Source organism: Methylophaga lonarensis MPL, assembly GCF_000349205.1.
Taxonomy (GTDB): domain Bacteria; phylum Pseudomonadota; class Gammaproteobacteria; order Nitrosococcales; family Methylophagaceae; genus Methylophaga; species Methylophaga lonarensis.
The window spans coordinates 38,150-56,975 of sequence record NZ_APHR01000001.1 but is presented as its reverse complement, the minus strand read 5'-3'; the positions used below and the strand labels follow the sequence as shown (position 1 = coordinate 56,975).

The 18,826-nt window shown below is 49.4% G+C and carries 17 protein-coding genes, 1 tRNA gene and 1 riboswitch; of the genes, 4 read left to right on the top strand and 14 right to left on the bottom strand.

The window, feature by feature from the left end:
* Both gyrA and MPL1_RS00245 read right to left on the bottom strand, forming a co-directional pair.
* On the bottom strand, positions 1-2,288 hold a 2,288-nt coding region (gyrA, locus tag MPL1_RS00250), incomplete at its 3' end, for a DNA gyrase subunit A (protein ID WP_009725126.1).
* An 84-nt stretch (positions 2,289-2,372) separates the two neighbouring features.
* Positions 2,373-3,023, bottom strand: coding sequence for an ABC-type transport auxiliary lipoprotein family protein (locus tag MPL1_RS00245; protein WP_009725125.1), 651 nt, complete (start codon positions 3,021-3,023; stop codon positions 2,373-2,375).
* A 128-nt stretch (positions 3,024-3,151) separates the two neighbouring features.
* Between MPL1_RS00245 and MPL1_RS00240 the strand changes: the two genes are divergently transcribed.
* Complete coding sequence (locus tag MPL1_RS00240; RefSeq protein WP_009725124.1) at positions 3,152-3,667, top strand: adenine phosphoribosyltransferase; 516 nt, start codon at positions 3,152-3,154, stop codon at positions 3,665-3,667.
* A 26-nt stretch (positions 3,668-3,693) separates the two neighbouring features.
* Here the strand turns inward: MPL1_RS00240 and thiE are convergent, their stop codons facing one another.
* Genes thiE through thiC form a run of 5 tightly spaced genes read right to left on the bottom strand, consistent with a single transcriptional unit; the run spans position 3,694 to position 9,053 of the window.
* A complete protein-coding gene (gene thiE, locus MPL1_RS00235) occupies positions 3,694-5,151 on the bottom strand; it encodes a thiamine phosphate synthase (RefSeq protein WP_009725123.1) in 1,458 nt (485 codons plus the stop codon).
* Complete coding sequence (locus tag MPL1_RS00230; protein WP_009725122.1) at positions 5,141-5,941, bottom strand: thiazole synthase; 801 nt, start codon at positions 5,939-5,941, stop codon at positions 5,141-5,143. The genes thiE and MPL1_RS00230 overlap by 11 nt, the downstream gene beginning before the upstream one ends.
* 1 nt (position 5,942) lies before the next feature.
* Positions 5,943-6,170 carry a sulfur carrier protein ThiS gene (gene thiS, locus MPL1_RS00225; protein ID WP_009725121.1) on the bottom strand — a complete coding sequence of 76 codons (228 nt, stop codon included), beginning with the start codon at positions 6,168-6,170 and terminating at the stop codon, positions 5,943-5,945.
* On the bottom strand, positions 6,160-7,239 hold the full coding sequence (locus MPL1_RS00220) for an NAD(P)/FAD-dependent oxidoreductase (RefSeq protein WP_009725120.1): 1,080 nt from the start codon (positions 7,237-7,239) through the stop codon (positions 6,160-6,162). Before MPL1_RS00220 ends, thiS begins: the two co-directional genes overlap by 11 nt.
* Before the next feature lie 5 nt (positions 7,240-7,244).
* Positions 7,245-9,053, bottom strand: coding sequence for a phosphomethylpyrimidine synthase ThiC (gene thiC / locus MPL1_RS00215; RefSeq protein WP_009725119.1), 1,809 nt, complete (start codon positions 9,051-9,053; stop codon positions 7,245-7,247).
* Between the two features lie 102 nt (positions 9,054-9,155).
* Positions 9,156-9,249, bottom strand: a riboswitch (TPP riboswitch).
* A gap of 117 nt (positions 9,250-9,366) precedes the next feature.
* Between thiC and MPL1_RS00210 the strand changes: the two genes are divergently transcribed.
* Complete coding sequence (locus tag MPL1_RS00210; protein ID WP_009725118.1) at positions 9,367-9,921, top strand: Smr/MutS family protein; 555 nt, start codon at positions 9,367-9,369, stop codon at positions 9,919-9,921.
* Positions 9,922-9,954: 33 nt separating this feature from the next.
* On the opposite strand, the gene MPL1_RS00205 is transcribed toward MPL1_RS00210, so the two are convergent.
* Positions 9,955-10,482, bottom strand: a complete 528-nt coding sequence (locus tag MPL1_RS00205; protein ID WP_009725117.1) for a DUF2380 domain-containing protein — start codon at positions 10,480-10,482, stop codon at positions 9,955-9,957.
* Between the two features lie 410 nt (positions 10,483-10,892).
* Between MPL1_RS00205 and MPL1_RS00200 the strand changes: the two genes are divergently transcribed.
* Entirely contained in the window at positions 10,893-11,180 is a 288-nt protein-coding gene (locus MPL1_RS00200) for a GIY-YIG nuclease family protein (protein ID WP_009725116.1), read from the top strand.
* Between the two features lie 708 nt (positions 11,181-11,888).
* On the opposite strand, the gene MPL1_RS00195 is transcribed toward MPL1_RS00200, so the two are convergent.
* The 4 genes from MPL1_RS00195 to MPL1_RS00180 all read right to left on the bottom strand — a co-directional run bounded on the left by MPL1_RS00195 (position 11,889) and on the right by MPL1_RS00180 (position 14,662).
* Entirely contained in the window at positions 11,889-12,695 is an 807-nt protein-coding gene (locus MPL1_RS00195) for a formate dehydrogenase accessory sulfurtransferase FdhD (protein WP_009725115.1), read from the bottom strand.
* Positions 12,688-13,695, bottom strand: a complete 1,008-nt coding sequence (gene moaA, locus MPL1_RS00190; RefSeq protein WP_009725114.1) for a GTP 3',8-cyclase MoaA — start codon at positions 13,693-13,695, stop codon at positions 12,688-12,690. The genes MPL1_RS00195 and moaA overlap by 8 nt, the downstream gene beginning before the upstream one ends.
* Before the next feature lie 14 nt (positions 13,696-13,709).
* Entirely contained in the window at positions 13,710-13,925 is a 216-nt protein-coding gene (locus tag MPL1_RS13345) for a YgaP family membrane protein (RefSeq protein WP_009725113.1), read from the bottom strand.
* Between the two features lie 65 nt (positions 13,926-13,990).
* Positions 13,991-14,662 carry a Bax inhibitor-1/YccA family protein gene (locus MPL1_RS00180; RefSeq protein ID WP_009725112.1) on the bottom strand — a complete coding sequence of 224 codons (672 nt, stop codon included), beginning with the start codon at positions 14,660-14,662 and terminating at the stop codon, positions 13,991-13,993.
* A 159-nt stretch (positions 14,663-14,821) separates the two neighbouring features.
* Here MPL1_RS00180 and MPL1_RS00175 point away from each other — a divergent pair.
* Positions 14,822-14,911 (top strand) — tRNA-Ser (locus MPL1_RS00175).
* 110 nt (positions 14,912-15,021) lie between these two features.
* Here the strand turns inward: MPL1_RS00175 and MPL1_RS00170 are convergent.
* Complete coding sequence (locus tag MPL1_RS00170) at positions 15,022-17,418, bottom strand: tetratricopeptide repeat protein (RefSeq protein WP_009725111.1); 2,397 nt, start codon at positions 17,416-17,418, stop codon at positions 15,022-15,024.
* A gap of 9 nt (positions 17,419-17,427) precedes the next feature.
* Positions 17,428-18,819, bottom strand: coding sequence for a VPLPA-CTERM-specific exosortase XrtD (gene xrtD, locus MPL1_RS00165; RefSeq protein WP_235045479.1), 1,392 nt, complete (start codon positions 18,817-18,819; stop codon positions 17,428-17,430).
* Between the last annotated feature and the right edge of the window lie 7 nt (positions 18,820-18,826).

The following is an 18,826-nucleotide window of genomic DNA, read 5'->3' as shown; positions in this document are numbered from 1 at the left end:
TCAGTSTAKTCTTCAAGGTTGGTTCGTTTTCCGTAACCAAACTCTGTGGCGGTCAGAATGGCGCCATCGGGCTGGGCGATAATCAGTGAAATGATGCGTTCACTATCACTGATGCGCATACCACGAACGCCACGAGATACACGGCCCATCGAACGCACATCCGTTTCCGGGAAACGAATCACTTTGCCGTTGCTGCTGAACAACATGACATCTGATGCACCATCTGTCAGCGCCACACCCACCAGTAGATCATCATCTTTCAGATCAACTGCGATAATGCCGTTAGCACGAGGCCGCGAGTAATCAACCAGCGGTGTTTTCTTCACAGTGCCAGAAGCGGTTGCCATGAAAATAAACTTGTCGGCTTCAAACTCGCGAATCGGCAATACCGCATTGATACGTTCACCTTCGTCGAGAGGTAATAAGTTAACAATAGGCTTGCCTCGAGCACTGCGACCACCTTGCGGTAGTTCGTAGACTTTTTTCCAGTAAACCTTGCCAGCGCTGGAGAAGCACAACAAGGTATCGTGAGTGTTGGCGATAAACAGATGTTCGATAAAGTCTTCATCTTTCATCGAAGTAGCGGATTTGCCTTTGCCGCCGCGTCGCTGTGCCTGATAGGTATCCAGCTGCTGAATCTTGGCATAGCCAGCGTGCGACAGCGTGACCACCATTTCTTCTTCGGTGATCAAATCTTCCAGTGTCAGATCCAGATGCACATCAAGAATTTCAGTACGGCGCGCATCACCGTATTCGTCATTGATGGCGACCAGCTCTTTACGAATCACCGCCATCAGGTTTTCCGGATCACTCAAAATTGCCAGCAATTCTGCAATTTGATCCAGTACTTCACGGTATTCCTGCAGAATTTTGTCTTGCTCAAGACCGGTCAGGCGATGCAAACGCATATCAAGGATGGCTTGAGCCTGAACTGGTGACAGATGATACTGCCCTTGCACCAGACCAAATTCAGCAGCCAGATCTTCAGGGCGTGAAGCTTCAGCGCCAGCAGCACCGAGCATCTCAAGAATCATCTCGCTACGCCAACCACGGCTTAACAATTCCTGCTTGGCTTCTGCCGGACTTGGCGACGCCTTGATGAGCTCGATCACTTCATCAATATTGGCCAGTGCTGTCGCTAAACCTTCCAGAATGTGGGCACGTTCTCTGGCTTTACGCAATTCAAAAATCGAACGGCGTGTCACCACTTCGCGACGATGACGAATAAAGGCCTCGAGAATTTGTTTCAGATTCAGCGTTCTTGGCTGACCATCGACAATCGCCACCATATTGATGCCAAACACGGTTTGCATTTGTGTTTGCTGGTACAGATTGTTCAGGACAACTTCCGGTACTTCGCCACGTTTCAGCACGATGACCATGCGCATGCCATCCTTGTCGGACTCATCACGCAGTGCGGAAATGCCTTCTATTTTCTTGTCTTTAACCAGTTCAGCGATTTTTTCCAGCAGACGTGCCTTGTTGACCTGATAAGGCAGTTCTTTAACCACAATGCTTTGCTGACCCGTGGCATCGTTGGTTTCAATGTCAGCTCGGGCCCGAATGTGCACTCGGCCTCGACCAGTCTGGTATGCCTCAGCAATGCCTCTGGCACCGTTGATGATGGCAGAAGTCGGAAAATCAGGTCCGGGCACATGCTGCATCAACTCACCAACGCTGATGCTTGGCTGATCGATCATTGCGACACAGGCATTGAGAATTTCTGTCAGGTTATGTGGCGGAATATTGGTCGCCATACCGACCGCAATACCTGATGAGCCGTTGACCAGCAATGCAGGGAACCGCGTCGGTAACACTGCCGGTTCAGATTCTGATTCGTCATAGTTGGGAATGAAGTCGACGGTTTCTTTTTCAAGATCTGCCAGCATTTCATGGGCAATTTTTGCCATGCGAACTTCGGTGTAACGCATCGCGGCAGGTGGATCACCATCGACAGAACCGAAGTTACCTTGACCATCGACCAGCATGTAGCGCATCGAAAATGGCTGCGCCATCCGAACCATGGTGTCATAGACCGCGGTATCGCCATGCGGGTGATATTTACCGATGACATCACCGACAATACGCGCTGATTTTTTATAAGGACTGTTCCAGCTATTACCCAGCTCACGCATCGCGTAAAGCACACGACGGTGTACAGGTTTTAGACCATCACGAACATCTGGCAGAGCCCGACCCACAATGACACTCATTGCGTAGTCGAGGTAGGATTGCTTCATCTCCTCTTCTATACTAATGGAGTCCAGTTCCAGCGCAATTTCACTCATTTTTTGTTTCCAAAAATAATAGGTGTCACGAAATCGTCAATAATAGCACTATCGTCGATTTCCTGCACCTTTATCAGGGGTATACTAGGGAGCATCCACTCTGGAAAAATAATCGCTCAAATCCTGCTCCAATGCGACCAGAATCTCTTCAAGGCCATGCTGCAGGCCGGTAACAGTCTTGCCAGGCGTGGTTTCGTCAATATCGACCTCGACACGAAAGCCGGTCTGGAACAACAGTCTTCGGGCAGACTCGGTATTGCTGCTTAAAAAGAACTGCATCTCAATGACTGCCTCAGGAGAAAACTGCTGACGTTTCTCACCATACAAAGCAGTCAGGGTAACGTCCATCACCATGTCAGCTGAGTCACTGGGTTGACGAATGACTCTTGAAAACAAACCGGTTTTTTGCAACCAGCGTTCCAGTTGCGAACCCAGCATCGTCTGAGGATCGATAATAAATTCATGGCCTGCTTGTGCAGCGTATTCTTGATCACCAACACGCAGCATCAGAGTATTGCCCGCAAACTGGGGGCTGACAGAAATATCAGCCAGATAAAGAATGCGTTCAACCGCCTGCTGAGGACTGACACTTCCCCGATCAACATCCATGACATAAAACCTGGGTTGTTGACTGTCGACAGTCTGTTTTTCTTCACCACCGCCAAAACTGAAACAAGCCGTCAGTAACAACGGTGTCAGCAATACGGTAAAGCCTTTTCTAATGGAAAATTTCACAATCAGATTATCTCCGGATTTAACTAGGGTCAGTTAATCTCTCACAGCAACGACTGTGAAAGAACAACCGATCATAAACAGTCGCAAGCTATAATAGCTTTCGTCCACCGCCATCTCAACGAGCATGCATGAATACTCTGAAAAGCAAAATTCGCGATATCGAAAACTTTCCTCAAGCCGGTGTCACCTTCCGAGACATCACGCCCTTGCTGGCCGATCATGCACTGTTACAGCAAGCAGTTCAGGCAATGGTCGATCCTTTTCGTGATGGCAACATCACGGCCGTTGCGGGCATGGAAGCACGTGGTTTTATTTTTGGCAGCCTGGCTGCCTGGGAGCTGGGCGTAGGTTTCATCCCGCTCAGAAAACCCGGCAAACTGCCTCACCAGGTCGGAAAGGTAGACTATCAGCTTGAGTATGGTTCTGCGACGCTGGAAGTTCACCTTGATGCCATTAACGCAGGCGACAAAATATTGTTGATTGATGATGTTTTGGCCACCGGCGGTACAGCGCGAGCCAGTTGCCAACTTGTCGAACAACTTGGCGGTGAGATTGTCGGCTGTAGTTTTCTGCTGGAAATCATGCCACTCAATGGACGCAAACAACTCGAAAGTTACTCGTTAAACAGTCTGATACATTACTGAAATCCGGGCTCTGGAGTCAGAAATCATCACAGATGATGATCGGCCCACAAATGCACCAGCTCACGAGTGACTGACTGATAATCATCCGCCTGGGTAATTGCCGAGATCATTGCCACCGAATTCACGCCCGTCTGCTTGAGTATTCTGGCCCGAGGCACATCAATACCGCCAATCGCCACCAATGGGTACTGATCGGCGAGTATCGACTGCCACTGTTGCAGTCGCTCGATACCCTGCGGCGCCCACGGCATCTGTTTACTCGTAGTGGGATAAACCGGCCCCAGTGCGATATAGCTGGGATTAAGCGCCAGCGCACGCGCCAACTCCCAGTATGAATGCGTCGATACTCCTAATCTCAAACCAGACTGTTCAATTTCCAGTAAGTTGGCATCATGCAGATCTTCCTGTCCCAGATGAACACCATAGGCGCCCGCCTCAATTGCCATCTGCCAGTGATCATTGACAAAAAAACTAACCTCATGATGCTGTTGGCTGGTTGCCACGGCGTCAAAGATTTCGCTACGCGTTTTGGCGGTTGCTTTGTCTTTGATACGCAGTTGAATGGTTTTGACACCAATTGTCAGTAGCCTTTCGACCCAGTCTGCACTGTCTACGACTGGGTAAACGCCAAGATTTTTCGGACAGGCAGGAAAATCAAAATGCTTGCCGATAAGATCAGCCCGATAACACAAGCGGGGTATATCGCTGATAGTCAGAGGATGACGATGATGCGTCACCAGATGATAGGGCCCTTGCTGATTCGCATCACGAATGCCACGGGTTAAATATGCTTTAGCCAGGATGATGGCATCTCGAAGATCATGACCCAGCGCCAACTGACTGGCGATACTACTGGCCAACACACAGCCAGTGCCCCTCACCTGATTTTTCAGCCGCGGTTGATACACATAAAAAGTTGTCTGTGCACTGCTGAAGTAGTCAGTCGCAAACGCAGTTTCAGCATGGCCACCTTTAACCAGACAGGCGGCAAGTCCCTCATTGAGCAACTGTTGCGCCGCCAACTCCATCGGCTGCACTTCAGCACTGAGTCGTCCGAGTTCAGGCAGATTCGGTGTCAGCAGTGTGATTTTGCCCAGAAGTTGCTTGCGAATAATTTCGCTGACCTCGGGTTCGATGGACAAACCACCACTACTGGCCGCCAGCACCGGATCAAGAATGACCGGCACTTGATGACGCTCAACAATTTTGACAATGCAATCTGCGATGTGTCGATCTGGAATCAAGCCGATTTTTATTGCAGCAATATCAAAATCAGCCACACAGCTTTCATATTGGGTGAGGAAGGCTTCAGCGCTCAGTGCACCAAGATTCACCAGACCGTCACTGCGTTGTTCGGTCAGCGCAGTCACCAACGGTACGGGATGACAGTCATGATGACTGACGGTCTGAATATCCGCTGTCAGTCCTGCACAACCCTGTGGGTCAACCCCGCCAATCAATAAAACAGCCGGTTTAGCTGACATGTTGCTGCCAGATGGGTTGATCCAGTGTTGGTGTACTGGGTTTTGCGTTATCTCGTTTGGGCATGATGCCACCCTCATAGGCCAGCCTTCCGGCATTAATCGCTTGCGCAAAAGCCTGGGCCATCACCGCCGGTTCAAGCGCTTCCGCTACCGCAGTATTCAACAATATACCGTCATAGCCCATTTCCATTGCCTGAACTGCATCAGACGGTTTGCCGATTCCTGCATCCACCAGCAAAGTCATCTCCGGCAGACGCTTTCTGAGAGTGGTTAACGCATAGGGATTAAGCAAACCTTGTCCGGTGCCAATCGGTGCGCCCCAGGGCATCAACACTTCACAGCCCAAATCCGCCAGCCTTTGGCAGAGCACTAAGTCATCGGTGCAATATGGGAATACCTTAAAGCCTTCAGCAATCAGTGTTCGCGTTGCTTCTACCAAGGCAAAAGGGTCTGGCTGCAAGTTATAACTGTCACCCATAACCTCCAGCTTTATCCAATCTGTTTCAAACAATTCTCGGGCCAGGCGTGCGGTACTCACAGCCTCTTTGACACTGTAACAACCCGCCGTATTCGGCAGTAAGTGACAGCCCAGCGACTCTATCATCTGCCAAAACTGTTGACCGCTTTGCGCCTGTTCCGCTGACTGACGGCGCAGTGAAACCGTAATTACTTCGGCGCCCGAGGCCTTGATAGCCTCCAGCATGATCTGCGGTGAAGAGTACAAGGCCGTGCCGATAAACATTCGACTGTTCAGTGTCTGACCATAAACCTGCCAGCTAGATGCCTGCATGTTAACCTCCACTCATCGGTGCGATGATTTCCAGTTTGTCTCCGGGCCTCACCATTGCACTTTGATGTTCGGAGCGTGGCACGATAGTGTCATTTAACACCACTACATAACGACCCTCTGCTTGCTCCGCCATCTGTAACGCTTCCGTCAACGACACCGGTGACTCCAGCAGAATCGCCTTATCGTTCACAACAATTGTGTTTGTAGCTTTTTGTGCTTCAGTGGACATCACAGACTCCCGATAACATTGGCTGTGTTTTCATTCCCAGAGACTCAAGGCAACGCTCTATCACCGCCGGTCCAAACAGATAGCCGTGTCGGTAAAAGCCATTCAACTGGTATCCCCATGAGGTCTGGCGAATTTCCGGCAAATGTCCAAGCAATGCTGGTCGGCAATGCGCTCGCAGCTCGAGAATTCTGGCTTCAGCAAATCCAGGATGCAGGCTGTAAAGCGCCGACAACAATTCAAGGCCACTGCGTACACTTAACTCGGATCTGTCAGCGCTCTCTATCACGGTCGCACCCAAGACATATTCATGATTGGGGCGCGGCGCCAGATAGAAGGGATAGCGCGGATGCATCAGTCGAATGCAATGCTGCAAATCAACCGCCGGTGCGTGGACTCGTATCACCTCTCCACGCACACTGCGCAGGTCGGCAATATCAGCTCGCGCACCATTACCACGACAATCCAATACCGCATCATAGTGCGTCAATGTTGTCGAAAAATAGCGATGGCACAGCTCATCAATAACCTGCTCGTTGAGATGTTCAACCGCGGTGATTTGTTGCCAATGACAATTCTGTTCGAGAAACTCACCCAGCTTTTGATACAACTGGCGGTTATCAAGACAGGCTTCATCGGCAAAAAACAATGCCTCTTGAAAACGCTCTGCCAGCTCTGGTTCACGAGCCTCAAGCTGGATTCGATCCAGCGACTGGTATGCCGATGTCCCGACAATATGATCTGCCCGGCGCTGATAGCGCTGCATTTCTGCCTTATCACCCGGATGCGCCACCACCAGGGTGCCTTTGTTGTTGAAAAAAATACTTTCAGACAACTCAGACAACCACACGGGCCATAGGGCATATGAACGCATGCCTAGTTCCAGCACCGATTTATCGGCAGATACTGCCTCGGTATAGGGCGCAATCATGGAAGCGGCAATAAAGCCAGCGCTATCGGTGCCAAGGCGGTCATCACTGGATAATATATCCACCTGATGTCCCGCCCTGGTCAACCGCCAGGCCAGCAAACGACCAATCAGGCCGCTGCCAAAAACCAGATAACGCTGCATCTGCTTTAAACCTGCTGGTAAATCTTGCTACCAGAATCCTTGAACTCCTTGGATTTTTCGGCAAAGGCTTCCTTGACGTCGTGCGAAATTTTCATCGAACAGAACTTAGGACCACACATTGAACAGAAGTGCGCCACCTTGGCTTTTGGCTGGGGCAATGTTTCATCATGGAATTCACGGGCAGTATCCGGATCCAGACCAAGATTGAACTGATCTTCCCAACGGAATTCAAAACGCGCCTTGGAAATTGCATCGTCACGCATTTGTGCGCCTGGATGACCTTTTGCCAAGTCTGCGGCATGCGCGGCAATTTTGTAGGTAATAATGCCGGTCTTCACGTCATCTTTATTGGGCAAACCCAGATGTTCCTTAGGCGTGACATAACACAGCATTGCTGTACCAAACCAACCGATCATTGCCGCACCAATGCCTGAAGTGATGTGGTCGTAACCTGGTGCGATATCCGTGACCAATGGTCCCAAGGTGTAGAAAGGTGCCTCGTGACAGTATTCCAGTTGCAGATCCATGTTTTCTTTGATCTTGTGCATCGGCACGTGACCCGGTCCTTCGATCATCACCTGAACATCATGCTTCCAGGCAATCTGCGTTAATTCACCGAGTGTTTTCAACTCTGCAAACTGGGCTTCATCATTGGCATCTGCCTGCGAGCCTGGACGCAAACCATCGCCCAAAGAAAAAGAAACATCATAGGCTTTCATGATTTCACAAATTTCTTCGAAATGGGTGTAGAGGAAGCTCTCCTCGTGATGTGCCAGACACCATGCAGCCATAATCGAACCACCACGGGATACAATGCCGGTGGTCCGGTTCACTGTCAGCGGGATATGTGCCAGACGAACACCGGCATGAATAGTGAAGTAATCAACCCCCTGCTCGGCCTGTTCAATCAGGGTATCGCGGAACACTTCCCAGGTAAGATCCTCAGCAACACCGTTGACCTTTTCCAATGCCTGATAGATGGGCACCGTGCCTACCGGAACCGGGGAGTTACGAATAATCCACTCGCGAGTCTGGTGAATATGTTTACCGGTTGACAAATCCATGATGGTGTCACCGCCCCAGCGTGTGCTCCAGACCATTTTTTCGACTTCTTCTTCAATGGAAGAAGTGGTTGCCGAATTACCGATGTTGGCGTTGATTTTGACCAGAAAGTTGCGGCCGATGATCATCGGTTCAGCTTCAGGGTGATTGATATTCGCTGGAATGATCGCCCGACCTTCTGCCACTTCCTTACGGACAAATTCGGGGGTGATGTGATTGCTCATTCCTTCCGGCAGTTTTCCTTCTGCCTGTAACGCAGCGCGCCCCATGCTCTCACGGATGGCGATGTATTCCATTTCCGGGGTAATCATTCCCTGACGCGCATAGTGCATCTGAGAGACGTTTTTGCCCGGCTTGGCACGGCGTGGCAGACGACGGTTTACAAACAGTGGAATATCAAACTTTTGGTCATCCTGCTCGCGTGTGTATTTTGAGGTGAATGCATCGAGTTGTTCGGTATCATCGCGGCCATCAATCCAGGCTTGACGAATGACTGGCAGGCCAGCCTCGATATCAATTTTTGCCTGTGGGTCAGTGTAAATACCTGATGTGTCATACACCAACACTGGCTCGTTGGGCGTACCGGGCAGATTTGGATCTTTGTTGGGTGTATCTGTCAGGTTGATTTCACGAAATGGCACACGAATGTCATCACGGCTGCCACGAACATAAACTTTTTGACTACCAGGTAACGGCGCAGTACTGATGCCGCTACGTTGGCTGATATCGATAACTTTTGGATTGGCTGACATGTTGTTTTCCCCTCGCTTTGAAAAGATCGGGGGAAATGAAACGTTGCGCGTCAGCGAACAAGAAATTGGATCGTTATTCCGGTGTTGTCAAAATAAAACGGACCGGCAATCCGCCTTGTTTCCTACGGAGGTTCTAGCCTCTTCAGGTTCAACGGGTTTCATCTCAGCCAACTTAATGGCACCCCGACAAGTAGCGACGATGTTAATAGATGTGCACACTTTAGGCAAATCTATGCCTCAACAAAGCAGTCAACCCAAGTCACAGTGTTATCATGGGCTTTTGTGCACATAACAGGCAAAAATCACTTCACCCATGGCTGACAACGAAACCGATAATGACGATGACTTTGCGCTTTTTCGACAAGAAGTCAAAGATGCTCAGCCACTGCGTCAAAACCGGGCGCAGATAGAAACGCCACAAAAAACATCTGTGCGCCTGATGCGCACGGCCAGTCAAACACCACGTTTGGAGGATCCGTTCTCAACGCTGGTCGAAGCTGAACTGGTGGGTAATGAAGAAACCCTGTCTTATCAGGGAGAAGGTGTTCAACACCGGCTGTTTTCCAAGCTCAGAACAGGACGCATTCATCTCGAAGCTGAGCTTGATCTGCATGGTCTGACCCTGGACGCCGCCCGCATGACATTGGCAGATTTTATCCAACAATGTCAGCTGCAGCAGATCCGCTGCGTGCGGCTGATTCATGGCAAAGGCTGGAGCTCTCGAGAGCACAAGCCCGTGTTGAAAAGCCACCTGAACCAGTGGTTACGGCAACATCCCGCCATTCTGGCTTTCCACTCTGCCACCATTGAAGATGGCGGCACTGGCGCACTCTATGTATTACTTCGGCGAAAACAGGATGTAAGCTAGCGGTTAAAGCTCGAGAGTCGTCACTCGGTCAACTTACCGAGGTTGCCATTGCTCCAGATCCCGAATTGCGTAACGAATCGCCCGCTCCCAGGCATTATCCGTGTTGCCTCGAAAATCATAAGCTTTACGTTTCAGCAGCGTACCGCTTTCAGCATCAGTAACTTCAATATGCAATGTTGAAATCAGATGACTCATTCTAAAAACACTCGGCAGCATCACATACCCCGCCCCCACTTCACGCGCCAAGGCTCTCTCGCAGCCATTACAACGGTGTAAATCTTCATTCTCAGCTGCCGCAGCCACTTTTGCCATGTCATCAGCATCATCAATCACTACAAAACGTGTCTTGTCTTGCAGCTCCTGACGCAAATGTTCACTGAACTTGGCAATCTTCAGCAAATTATCCTCAGCATCGCCCGCCACACTACTGTCACCAGTAATTTTGATATCAAGTACCAAAGTGGAATGCGCGTGTTTATCCGCACTTTCTGCCTGAGCCACCATAGCAATGCTCATCAAAGCAGCAGCAAAAATAGCAATTGGAAGTTTTACTGAATACATCACAGACTCCTGAATCAATTAACGCCTTATTATGACAACCTAAGAGCCGGAAGAGTCCTTCTCAGTAGCTAGCGGGAAATTTGCCCGTGCGGTTGTGCCCCCAGAGAGGTGTTGAACTCCTTCCCGTCACTTTGAAAACCGGCAACCATGTTGTCATTCTGGGAAACGCCCCCCCACCCCGTCATTCCGGAAAACGCGCAGCGTTTATCCGGAATCTCTGCACGGCCTCAATAGATTCCCGCATGCGCGAGAATGACGGGATAAGGGCGGGAATGACGAAGAACCGTCATTCCGGAAAATGCGCAGCGTTTGTCCGGAATCTCTGCACGGCCTTTGCAGACTCCCGTGACGACAGTGTCAAATTGGCGGTAATATCAAATCGCTACCTAGTTTCAATTATAAGGACATAAATGAAACAACCAGCCATCTACATCATGACAAATAAACGCAATGGAACGCTCTATGTCGGCGTCACAAGCCACCTAATCAAGCGTGTATGGGAACACAAAAACAACGTCGTAGAGGGGTTTACACAAAAATACCGACTACACCAACTTGTCTATTTTGAACTTCATGACTCGATGATTGGAGCCATTTCCAGGGAAAAACAGATCAAAAAATGGCGCCGCGAGTGGAAGATCAATCTCATTGAGAAGTTAAATGCGGATTGGCGTGACTTGTATTCGGATTTACTGTGAGTACGTACCTGATTCCAAAAGCGTGCAGCTCAGCTTTTGTCTGGAATCTCTGCACGGCCTCAATAGATTCCCGCCTGCGCGGGAATGACGGGATAAGTATGGGAATCACGAACTCTTGGGACGGGAATGATGGTAATTCGGCGCGGGTAAAACTAAGTGCCGTCATTCCGGAAAACGCGCAGCGTTTGTCCGGAATCTCTGCACGGCCTCAATAGATTCCCGCATGCGCGAGAATGACGGGAATTAGGCTCGGGGAAGACGAAGAACCGTCATTCCGGAAAATGCGCAGCATTTGTCCGGAATCTCTGCACGGCCTCAACAGATTCCCGCATGCGCGAGAATGACGCGACAAGGGTGGGAATCAGGAGATCTTGGGACGGGAATGATGGTAATTCGGCGCGGGTAAGACGAAGAGCCGTCATTCCGGAAAACGCTCAGCGTTTGTCCGGAATCTCCGCACGGCCTCAATAGATTCCCGCATGCGCGGGTATGACGGGATTAGGGTGGGAATAACGAAGTGCCGTCATTCCGGAAAATGCGCAGCATTTGTCCGGAATCTCCGCACGGCCTCAATAGATTCCCGCATGCGCGGGAATGACGGGATAATGATGGAAATTTAGCGCGGTAATGACGAGAAATGGGCCGAGAATGGCGGGTATTGGGCACCAGAATGACGACAGACATAAAGGACTGAATCGCAAGATTACACTAGTAGTTAAAACGATCCTGCCCGCTATAGACCAGAAAGTGTTTACCTTTAGCACGAGCCACCATGCCAATACCAAGTCGTTTGGCGATGGCAAGGCCCATCTCGGTAACGCCGGAGCGTGACAACAGCAGCGGCACTTGCATTTGGGCAACTTTGATGACCATCTCAGAGGTCAAACGCCCCGTGGTATAGAAGACTTTATCGTCACCGGCAACGTTGTTCAGCCACATCCATCCAGAGATAGCATCCACTGCGTTATGGCGACCGACATCTTCAATAAAAATCTCGATTTTTTGTACCGAACATAAAGCACATCCATGCACAGCACCGGCTTGTTTGTAGATCTCGTTGTATTCAGATAACCGGGACAAAACATCATAGATATCTTGAGCAGAGAATGGCCGACAGTCGATTTTGAGGTTGTCGAGCGAAGTCATCACATTGCCAAACATGGTGCCCTGGCCACAGCCACTGGTGACTGTGCGGCGAGACATCAACTGGTCGAGATTGTCTTTAGATTGATATGTAGTCACAACAGCTGCTTCAACATCCCAATCGACCTGCACCGAGGCGATATGGTCGATGCTATCCACCAGTCCTTGATTGCGAAGATAGCCAAGCACCAACATTTCCGGGGCTTGTCCCAGAGTCATCAGCGTGACAATTTCTTTTTTGTCCAGATAGATGGTCAGTGGCCGCTCGCCGGTCAATGAAACTTCGCGCGGTTGGCCTGTTTCATCTAGCACTGTGGTCTGATGCAGTTGATGGATACCGGCATCAGACAACACGATACTGTGATCAGCCACCGGTCACACTCATATGTCTGAAAATGACAGGCTGCGCCTTGATGTCAAAATCATGTCCCTTGGGTTTGATATCCATAGAGGCAATGATGGCCTGTTTAAGTCGCTCAATGTCTCCGGGGTGCGCACGAATGATGTGACGCAAATCCATTGAGTGTTCCTGCCCCAGACATAACAGTAATCTGCCCTCAGTGGTAACACGCACCCTGTTACAGCTGTCACAGAAGTTATGACTATGCGGAGAGATAAAACCAATTCTGCGCTCAGTGCCTGCTACCTGGAAGTAACGCGATGGACCGCCGGTGTTGGCAATGCTGGATTGCAAGTCAAAACGCGTTTTTAGAACTTGTAAAACCTCATCACTGCTGCAAAAACTTTCGCTTCTGGCGTGAGCAACATGGCCGAGCGGCATTTCTTCTATGTATGAAATATCCAGTCCATTGGCAATCGCAAATTCAGCCAGATCGATGATTTCGTCATCATTGCGGCCTTTCATGATGACCGCATTTAATTTGATGCGTTTAAAGCCTGCAGCTTTGGCAGCCTCAATACCATCCAGCACACTCTGTAATTCGCCCGTTCGGGTCAGCTCATGAAAACGATCTGCTTGCAGGGAGTCAAGGCTAATATTGATGCGATCCACACCGGCATCAAACATTTGCTTTGCGTATTTGGGCAATTGAGAACCGTTGGTAGTGAGATTCAGTTCTTTAAGCGTAGTGTTCTGTTTAAGCTCGCCCAGCTGCTCAAAAAGCCAGTTCACATTACGCCTGACCAGTGGCTCACCACCGGTGATACGGATTTTTTCAACGCCAAGCTCACAAAACGCACGCAGCAGAAAGACGATTTCTTCCAGTGTCAGCAGTTGCTCACGTGGCATGAATGTCATCTCTTCATCCATGCAATAGACACAGCGAAAATCGCAACGATCGGTGATCGACATGCGAACGTAACTGACCTTACGGCCAAATTTGTCTATCAGTGAGGTGCTTTTGTCAGTCATCGAGTATCCAAGAGTCAGACTGTGTCATTCTTTTTTGGCAGGTCGCATGATTTTTCAGCAGTAGAAATACCCAACAGCGCATAGCCACCGCAGCGGCCAGTCAAACCATTTAACAACAAGGCAAAACCCAGCAATGCCCACCAGCTCTGGTAGACAATGGCAACAATCATTATAACGCTGCCGAGGACAATGCGTATTTGCCGATCTTTTTTACCAAGATTAATTTTCACTTTTCAACCTCTATATACAAACAAGCCCCGATAAACGGGGCTTGTTCACAACATTAGCTGTAATGTCAGTCATTACCTGAAAAAGCACCGATCAGATGCATCAGGCTGAGGAACAGATTGTAGATGCTGACATACAGCGTCACAGTGGCCATGATGTAGTTGGTCTCACCACCGTGAATAATTTCACTGGTTTGGTAAAGGATAAGCCCCGCCATCAGCAGAACAAACATCGCTGAAACCGCCAGTGCCAGGCCAGGCATGCTGAAGAAGTAAGCAGACAGTCCCGCAAGAAACGCGACCAGAATACCCACCATCAGGAAGCTACCCATAAAGCTGAAATCTTTTTCAGACTTGATGGCATAAGCAGACAGCGCAAAGAAGATCACACCAGTGCCAACCATCGCCTGCATGACGATTTCAGAGCCATTTGGCATACCAAGGTAAGCATTGACAATCGGCCCCAGGGTCAAGCCCATAAAACCGGTCAGTGCGAATACAGACGCCAGACCCCATACGCTGTTACGAAGTTTGGCCGTCAGAAACAACAGACCGAAATAACCCACCAGGGTAATCAGCAGACCTGGATGTGGCAGATTGAACATCATCGACAAACCGGCAGTAAAGCCGCTGAATACCAGCGTCATAGCCAGCAAACTGTAGGTATTTCTCAACAGTTTATTGGTTTGAAGGACAGACTGCTGCGAACGAGTTGCAGTCGATTGAGCATCATAATTCATCAGTGCTTCTCCATCTTGTGTTGATGATTAACTTGCGTCAGCGCAATAGACAACATCGTACCTTATTGGTTCTGCTTGGCAAGCAAAACCGAACCTTTATGTTTTTTTCCGATTTGTTGGTTGTCAGTAGCGAGCAATCCCAGTATCATACGCCGTCTTGGAGGGTTGGCAGAGCGGTTGAATGCACCGGTCTTGAAAACCGGCATGGTTTAACGACCATCCAGGGTTCAAATCCCTGACCCTCCGCCAATTACATCAAAACGGGCTTCTGCCCGTTTTTTTGTGGCTGAAATTTCTGTTTTGCAAACAAAAAAGCCCCGACATTGCTGTCGAGGCTTTGTAGCGGAACTGATTAACAATCAGATGCCGGTCTCTTGCTTGAATTTATCGATTCTCTGCATCAAGCGCTGGTCATTGGCCTCTCTTGCCATCTGCTCGGCTCTATTAAGCGCTTCTTGTGCTCTTGAGCTATCCTCCATGCGATGTTGCAGGACAGCCATGTGGAAATGAAATACCGGCACAGAGCTATCTAATGAAATCGCGCGACTGAGCGCTGGAAATGCCAGCTGATAATTTCCAGCATTGATCTGTGCCCATGCGTAAGTATCAAGAAAATACGGCTGATCAGAGTCGCGGAAACGCTCAACCATTTCCAGGGCTCGCCGTTTATTCGCATCAGTCCCATAGTTATCCAACAACATAACCGCCAGATTATTAATCACAGGCTCCACATCAGGGTTGCGTGACAACACTTCTTCATAGGCGGCTTTTGCAGCATCATAGTTACCGACTGTGTAATAGGCTGAGGCTAGCTGCATTGTCAGCATATTGTCTTCAGGTACTTCAGCTAAACCGCGTTTGTAGGTATCAATTGCGATTTCTGGATCACCGCCTTGAATGTGCAGTGACGCTAACAAGCTATAACCGGGGACCCAATCACTTCGCATCGAGAGTCCTTGTTGAACAGTTGCTTTTGCAGCCTCGAGATCCTGTTGATTTCGAAGTAAAGTAGCCTTCACACCATAAGCACCAATTTGATCCGGGTTTTTCTCAAGGTGGTTATTCATATAGGCCAACAGTTCATCAAGCTGATTCAAAGCAAGATGTGCATTCACTAATCCTTGAAGCGCGGAAATCATTCCCGGCTCTTGAGACAGCGCAAGCTCAAACTCTTCAATGGCAGAGGTGTAGTTCTGCATGCCGAGATGCATCTGTCCCGATAATAAGGCCATCTCCGCTGGCAAGACTTCTCCTGTCTGTCTAAGACGCTCGATTATTTCTCTTGAACCCTCCCAATTCTGACCTGCCAGGCGAACTTGCAATTGCGCCTGAAGCAGCGAATTGACATCCGTGCTGCCCAGCATAGCAGTTGTCAGAACTTGTTCGGCACGCTCAATATCGCCGTTTCTAACATGTGTTTCGGCAACGGCAAGTGCCGCAGCCTGATTTTGAGGGTTCGCCGTCAATGCACGGCGGAATGTATCTGCGGCAAGCTGTTGCGAACCGCTCATTGCATATGCCTGGGCCAAAAGCACCAGCGCTTCATCAGAGTCTGGATTATTGCGGATAGCCAGTCGCAAGTCGGTGGTGGCGTCATCAAGTCTTTGCTGCTGCATACTCAAGCGAGCACGCATAATCAAAGCAGGTACATCATCCGATGAGTAGCCAAGCACCTCATTCACCAAGCGGTTTGCAGCATCTAAATCCCCTGCTCTTGCCCGGATACCAGCAAGAGAAACTCGTGCCATCGATGCCAATTCACTCTGCCCCTCAGTTTCGATTAGCCTGTTCAGATCCTGAATCACCTCTTCAGTTCTACCGTCAGCCAATAACACTTCCACGCGGGCAAATCTAAGCTCTGTACTATTGGGATATTGCTCGATATAGCTGTCCAGAAGTGATACGCCTTGTGCAGAATTGACAGTTCTGGCAAGCCCAACATGCAACAGCTTTGCTTCAACATCATCAGGGTTACGTTCAACAAATGCAGCCAATGTCTGCATCGCGTCATCATGTCGTCGCAAAACACCATTCAGCAGTTGTGCATGCGACTGAACAACCCAGCGCTCTTCTGGATACATTTCTGCAAGCTTCTGGTAAACCTTGCTCATGTCTTCGTACCTGCGACGTTGTTCCAGCATAGTCAGGTATTGCAGGTAGAGAGGAGAAGCATCTGGATGCAGATCAATCAACTTTTCCATTGCCTCCATTGCACGTTGCCGATCACCTCGCTCGTTAAGCAGCGTCACTTCCAACATGCGAATATTGAGATCATCCGGAGCGAGCGCCAAGGCCTTATCAAGTTCTACCGAGGCAGAGCCAAAGTTTTCTTGTCTGATGTAGATAGTTGCCATCAGAGCAAGTCCTTCAATATTGTCAGGCTCTAGTGCCAACACCTGTTCTGCGCGCTTCATCGCCTCATCGAATACATTCGACAACAGGTACATTTGCCCTAACTTGATCAGCACTTCGGTATATTCGGGATTCAGGGCTTCAGCGGTGCTCAAGTTAGCGTACATGCCTCGCCAGTTTTGCGATTTTTCATCAATCAGGGCGAGTCGGTAATAGGGTTCGGCCAGTCTTGGATCAATCTGTAGGGCATTACGGTACTGCACACGAGCGCGTTCAACATTACCGTCTTCAAGAAAAGTATTACCACTCTCTACAAAGTTGGCAGCAGAATCTTCTGCCGAACCACATCCCACCATAGCGAGCGCAAGCACACTCGCCAGTACTGTTTTCTTGAACTTGTTCATGTCTAATCCCTAATTGACTATAAAGTTATCGAGTTCCGGTTGAACCTTGGATAAAAAGTCCAGTATTCGTGCATCAGCATCTTCCAGAGTCTCCCCCGGCCCTACTCCGGTAACAAGACGAACCAGCGCACCATCAGAACGGTTTTCAAAAATCGAATCACGGAACAGATACCATTTATTGAGGTATTCATTGGCCACATTTCGGCCTCGTCCTGCAAACCAGTAATAAACCACCTGCTGTTCGACACCCCGCTGAATGATGACACGATTGGCAGGCTGCCCATGTGCCTCGATACGTTGCAATCTGGATATTTCCCAACCGCCACCGGGGATACAGACTCGTGGTGAATGCGGTGAGACACCTTTGCGTTGTGACTCATAGTAAGCCACATAAAAGTTCACCATCTCATTGTTTTCACTTACATAATTCGCCATGACATAGTCAGACAGCTTAAGTGCATCAATGACCCGCTGCTCCATACTTTCATGCTGTCCACGCCATTCCCCCAACTGGGTTGGAAAATTCACAAATGCGGGATAATCTGGCACAAACTCAGTTCTGGACTCGACCGCTCGCGTCAGACCCAATGCCAACAGCAACACCACAGAAGCTATCAGCGCTGGTTTGAGTGAGAATGTATAGGCACCCTGGTATTGTTTTATGTTCAATTTAGAGGCATCAACGACACCAAAAACACTCGCCAGACTGGCATTTGGATTGGTTATTTTTTCCATGACCCATATCAGCAAAGCCAGAATGGCCGCACAGGCCATGAAGATAATCCAGCCTTCAAAGTCGTGCAGGAAGCCCTCAGCCATCGAAATGCCAAAATTATCCACCAGCACACCGATCATGCCGATACGGAAACTGTTCATCAAAATGGTAATGGGAATCGTTGCCAAAAATACAACTGCCCGCTTCCAGAAAGCGGCCTGATAAAAATACGCAGCAATAAAGCCAAGGCTCATCAGTGGAAACAAGTAACGCAGTCCACTACATGCATCTACCACCTGCAGCTGGTATATACCCAAGTCAATGATATTGCCTTCTAGAAAAACCGGAATTTGAAACAGACGAATGAACTGCACGCCCAGCCAGGATGAAAATAACTGTAACCCGGCTGTTAGCTGGACTTCGATAACGTAAGGCAGTGGAATGGCAAACAGAAGGAGCAGGATTGGAGCCAGTGTATAACGTGTCGCCTGACCAACGACCAGCATAGAAATGCCGATTAGCACCATCACAAACGAATAATGCATCAGTAAAAACAAGGCACTGATTTCACCAACGATGTAGATAAGAATAGCTGCCAGTATCAGCAACAACCCCGACCACATTGGTGGCCCCATCGCCCGGGTAATTACATCGCGTTTTTCCCAGAGAATGTAGGCAGTAACCAAGGGATAA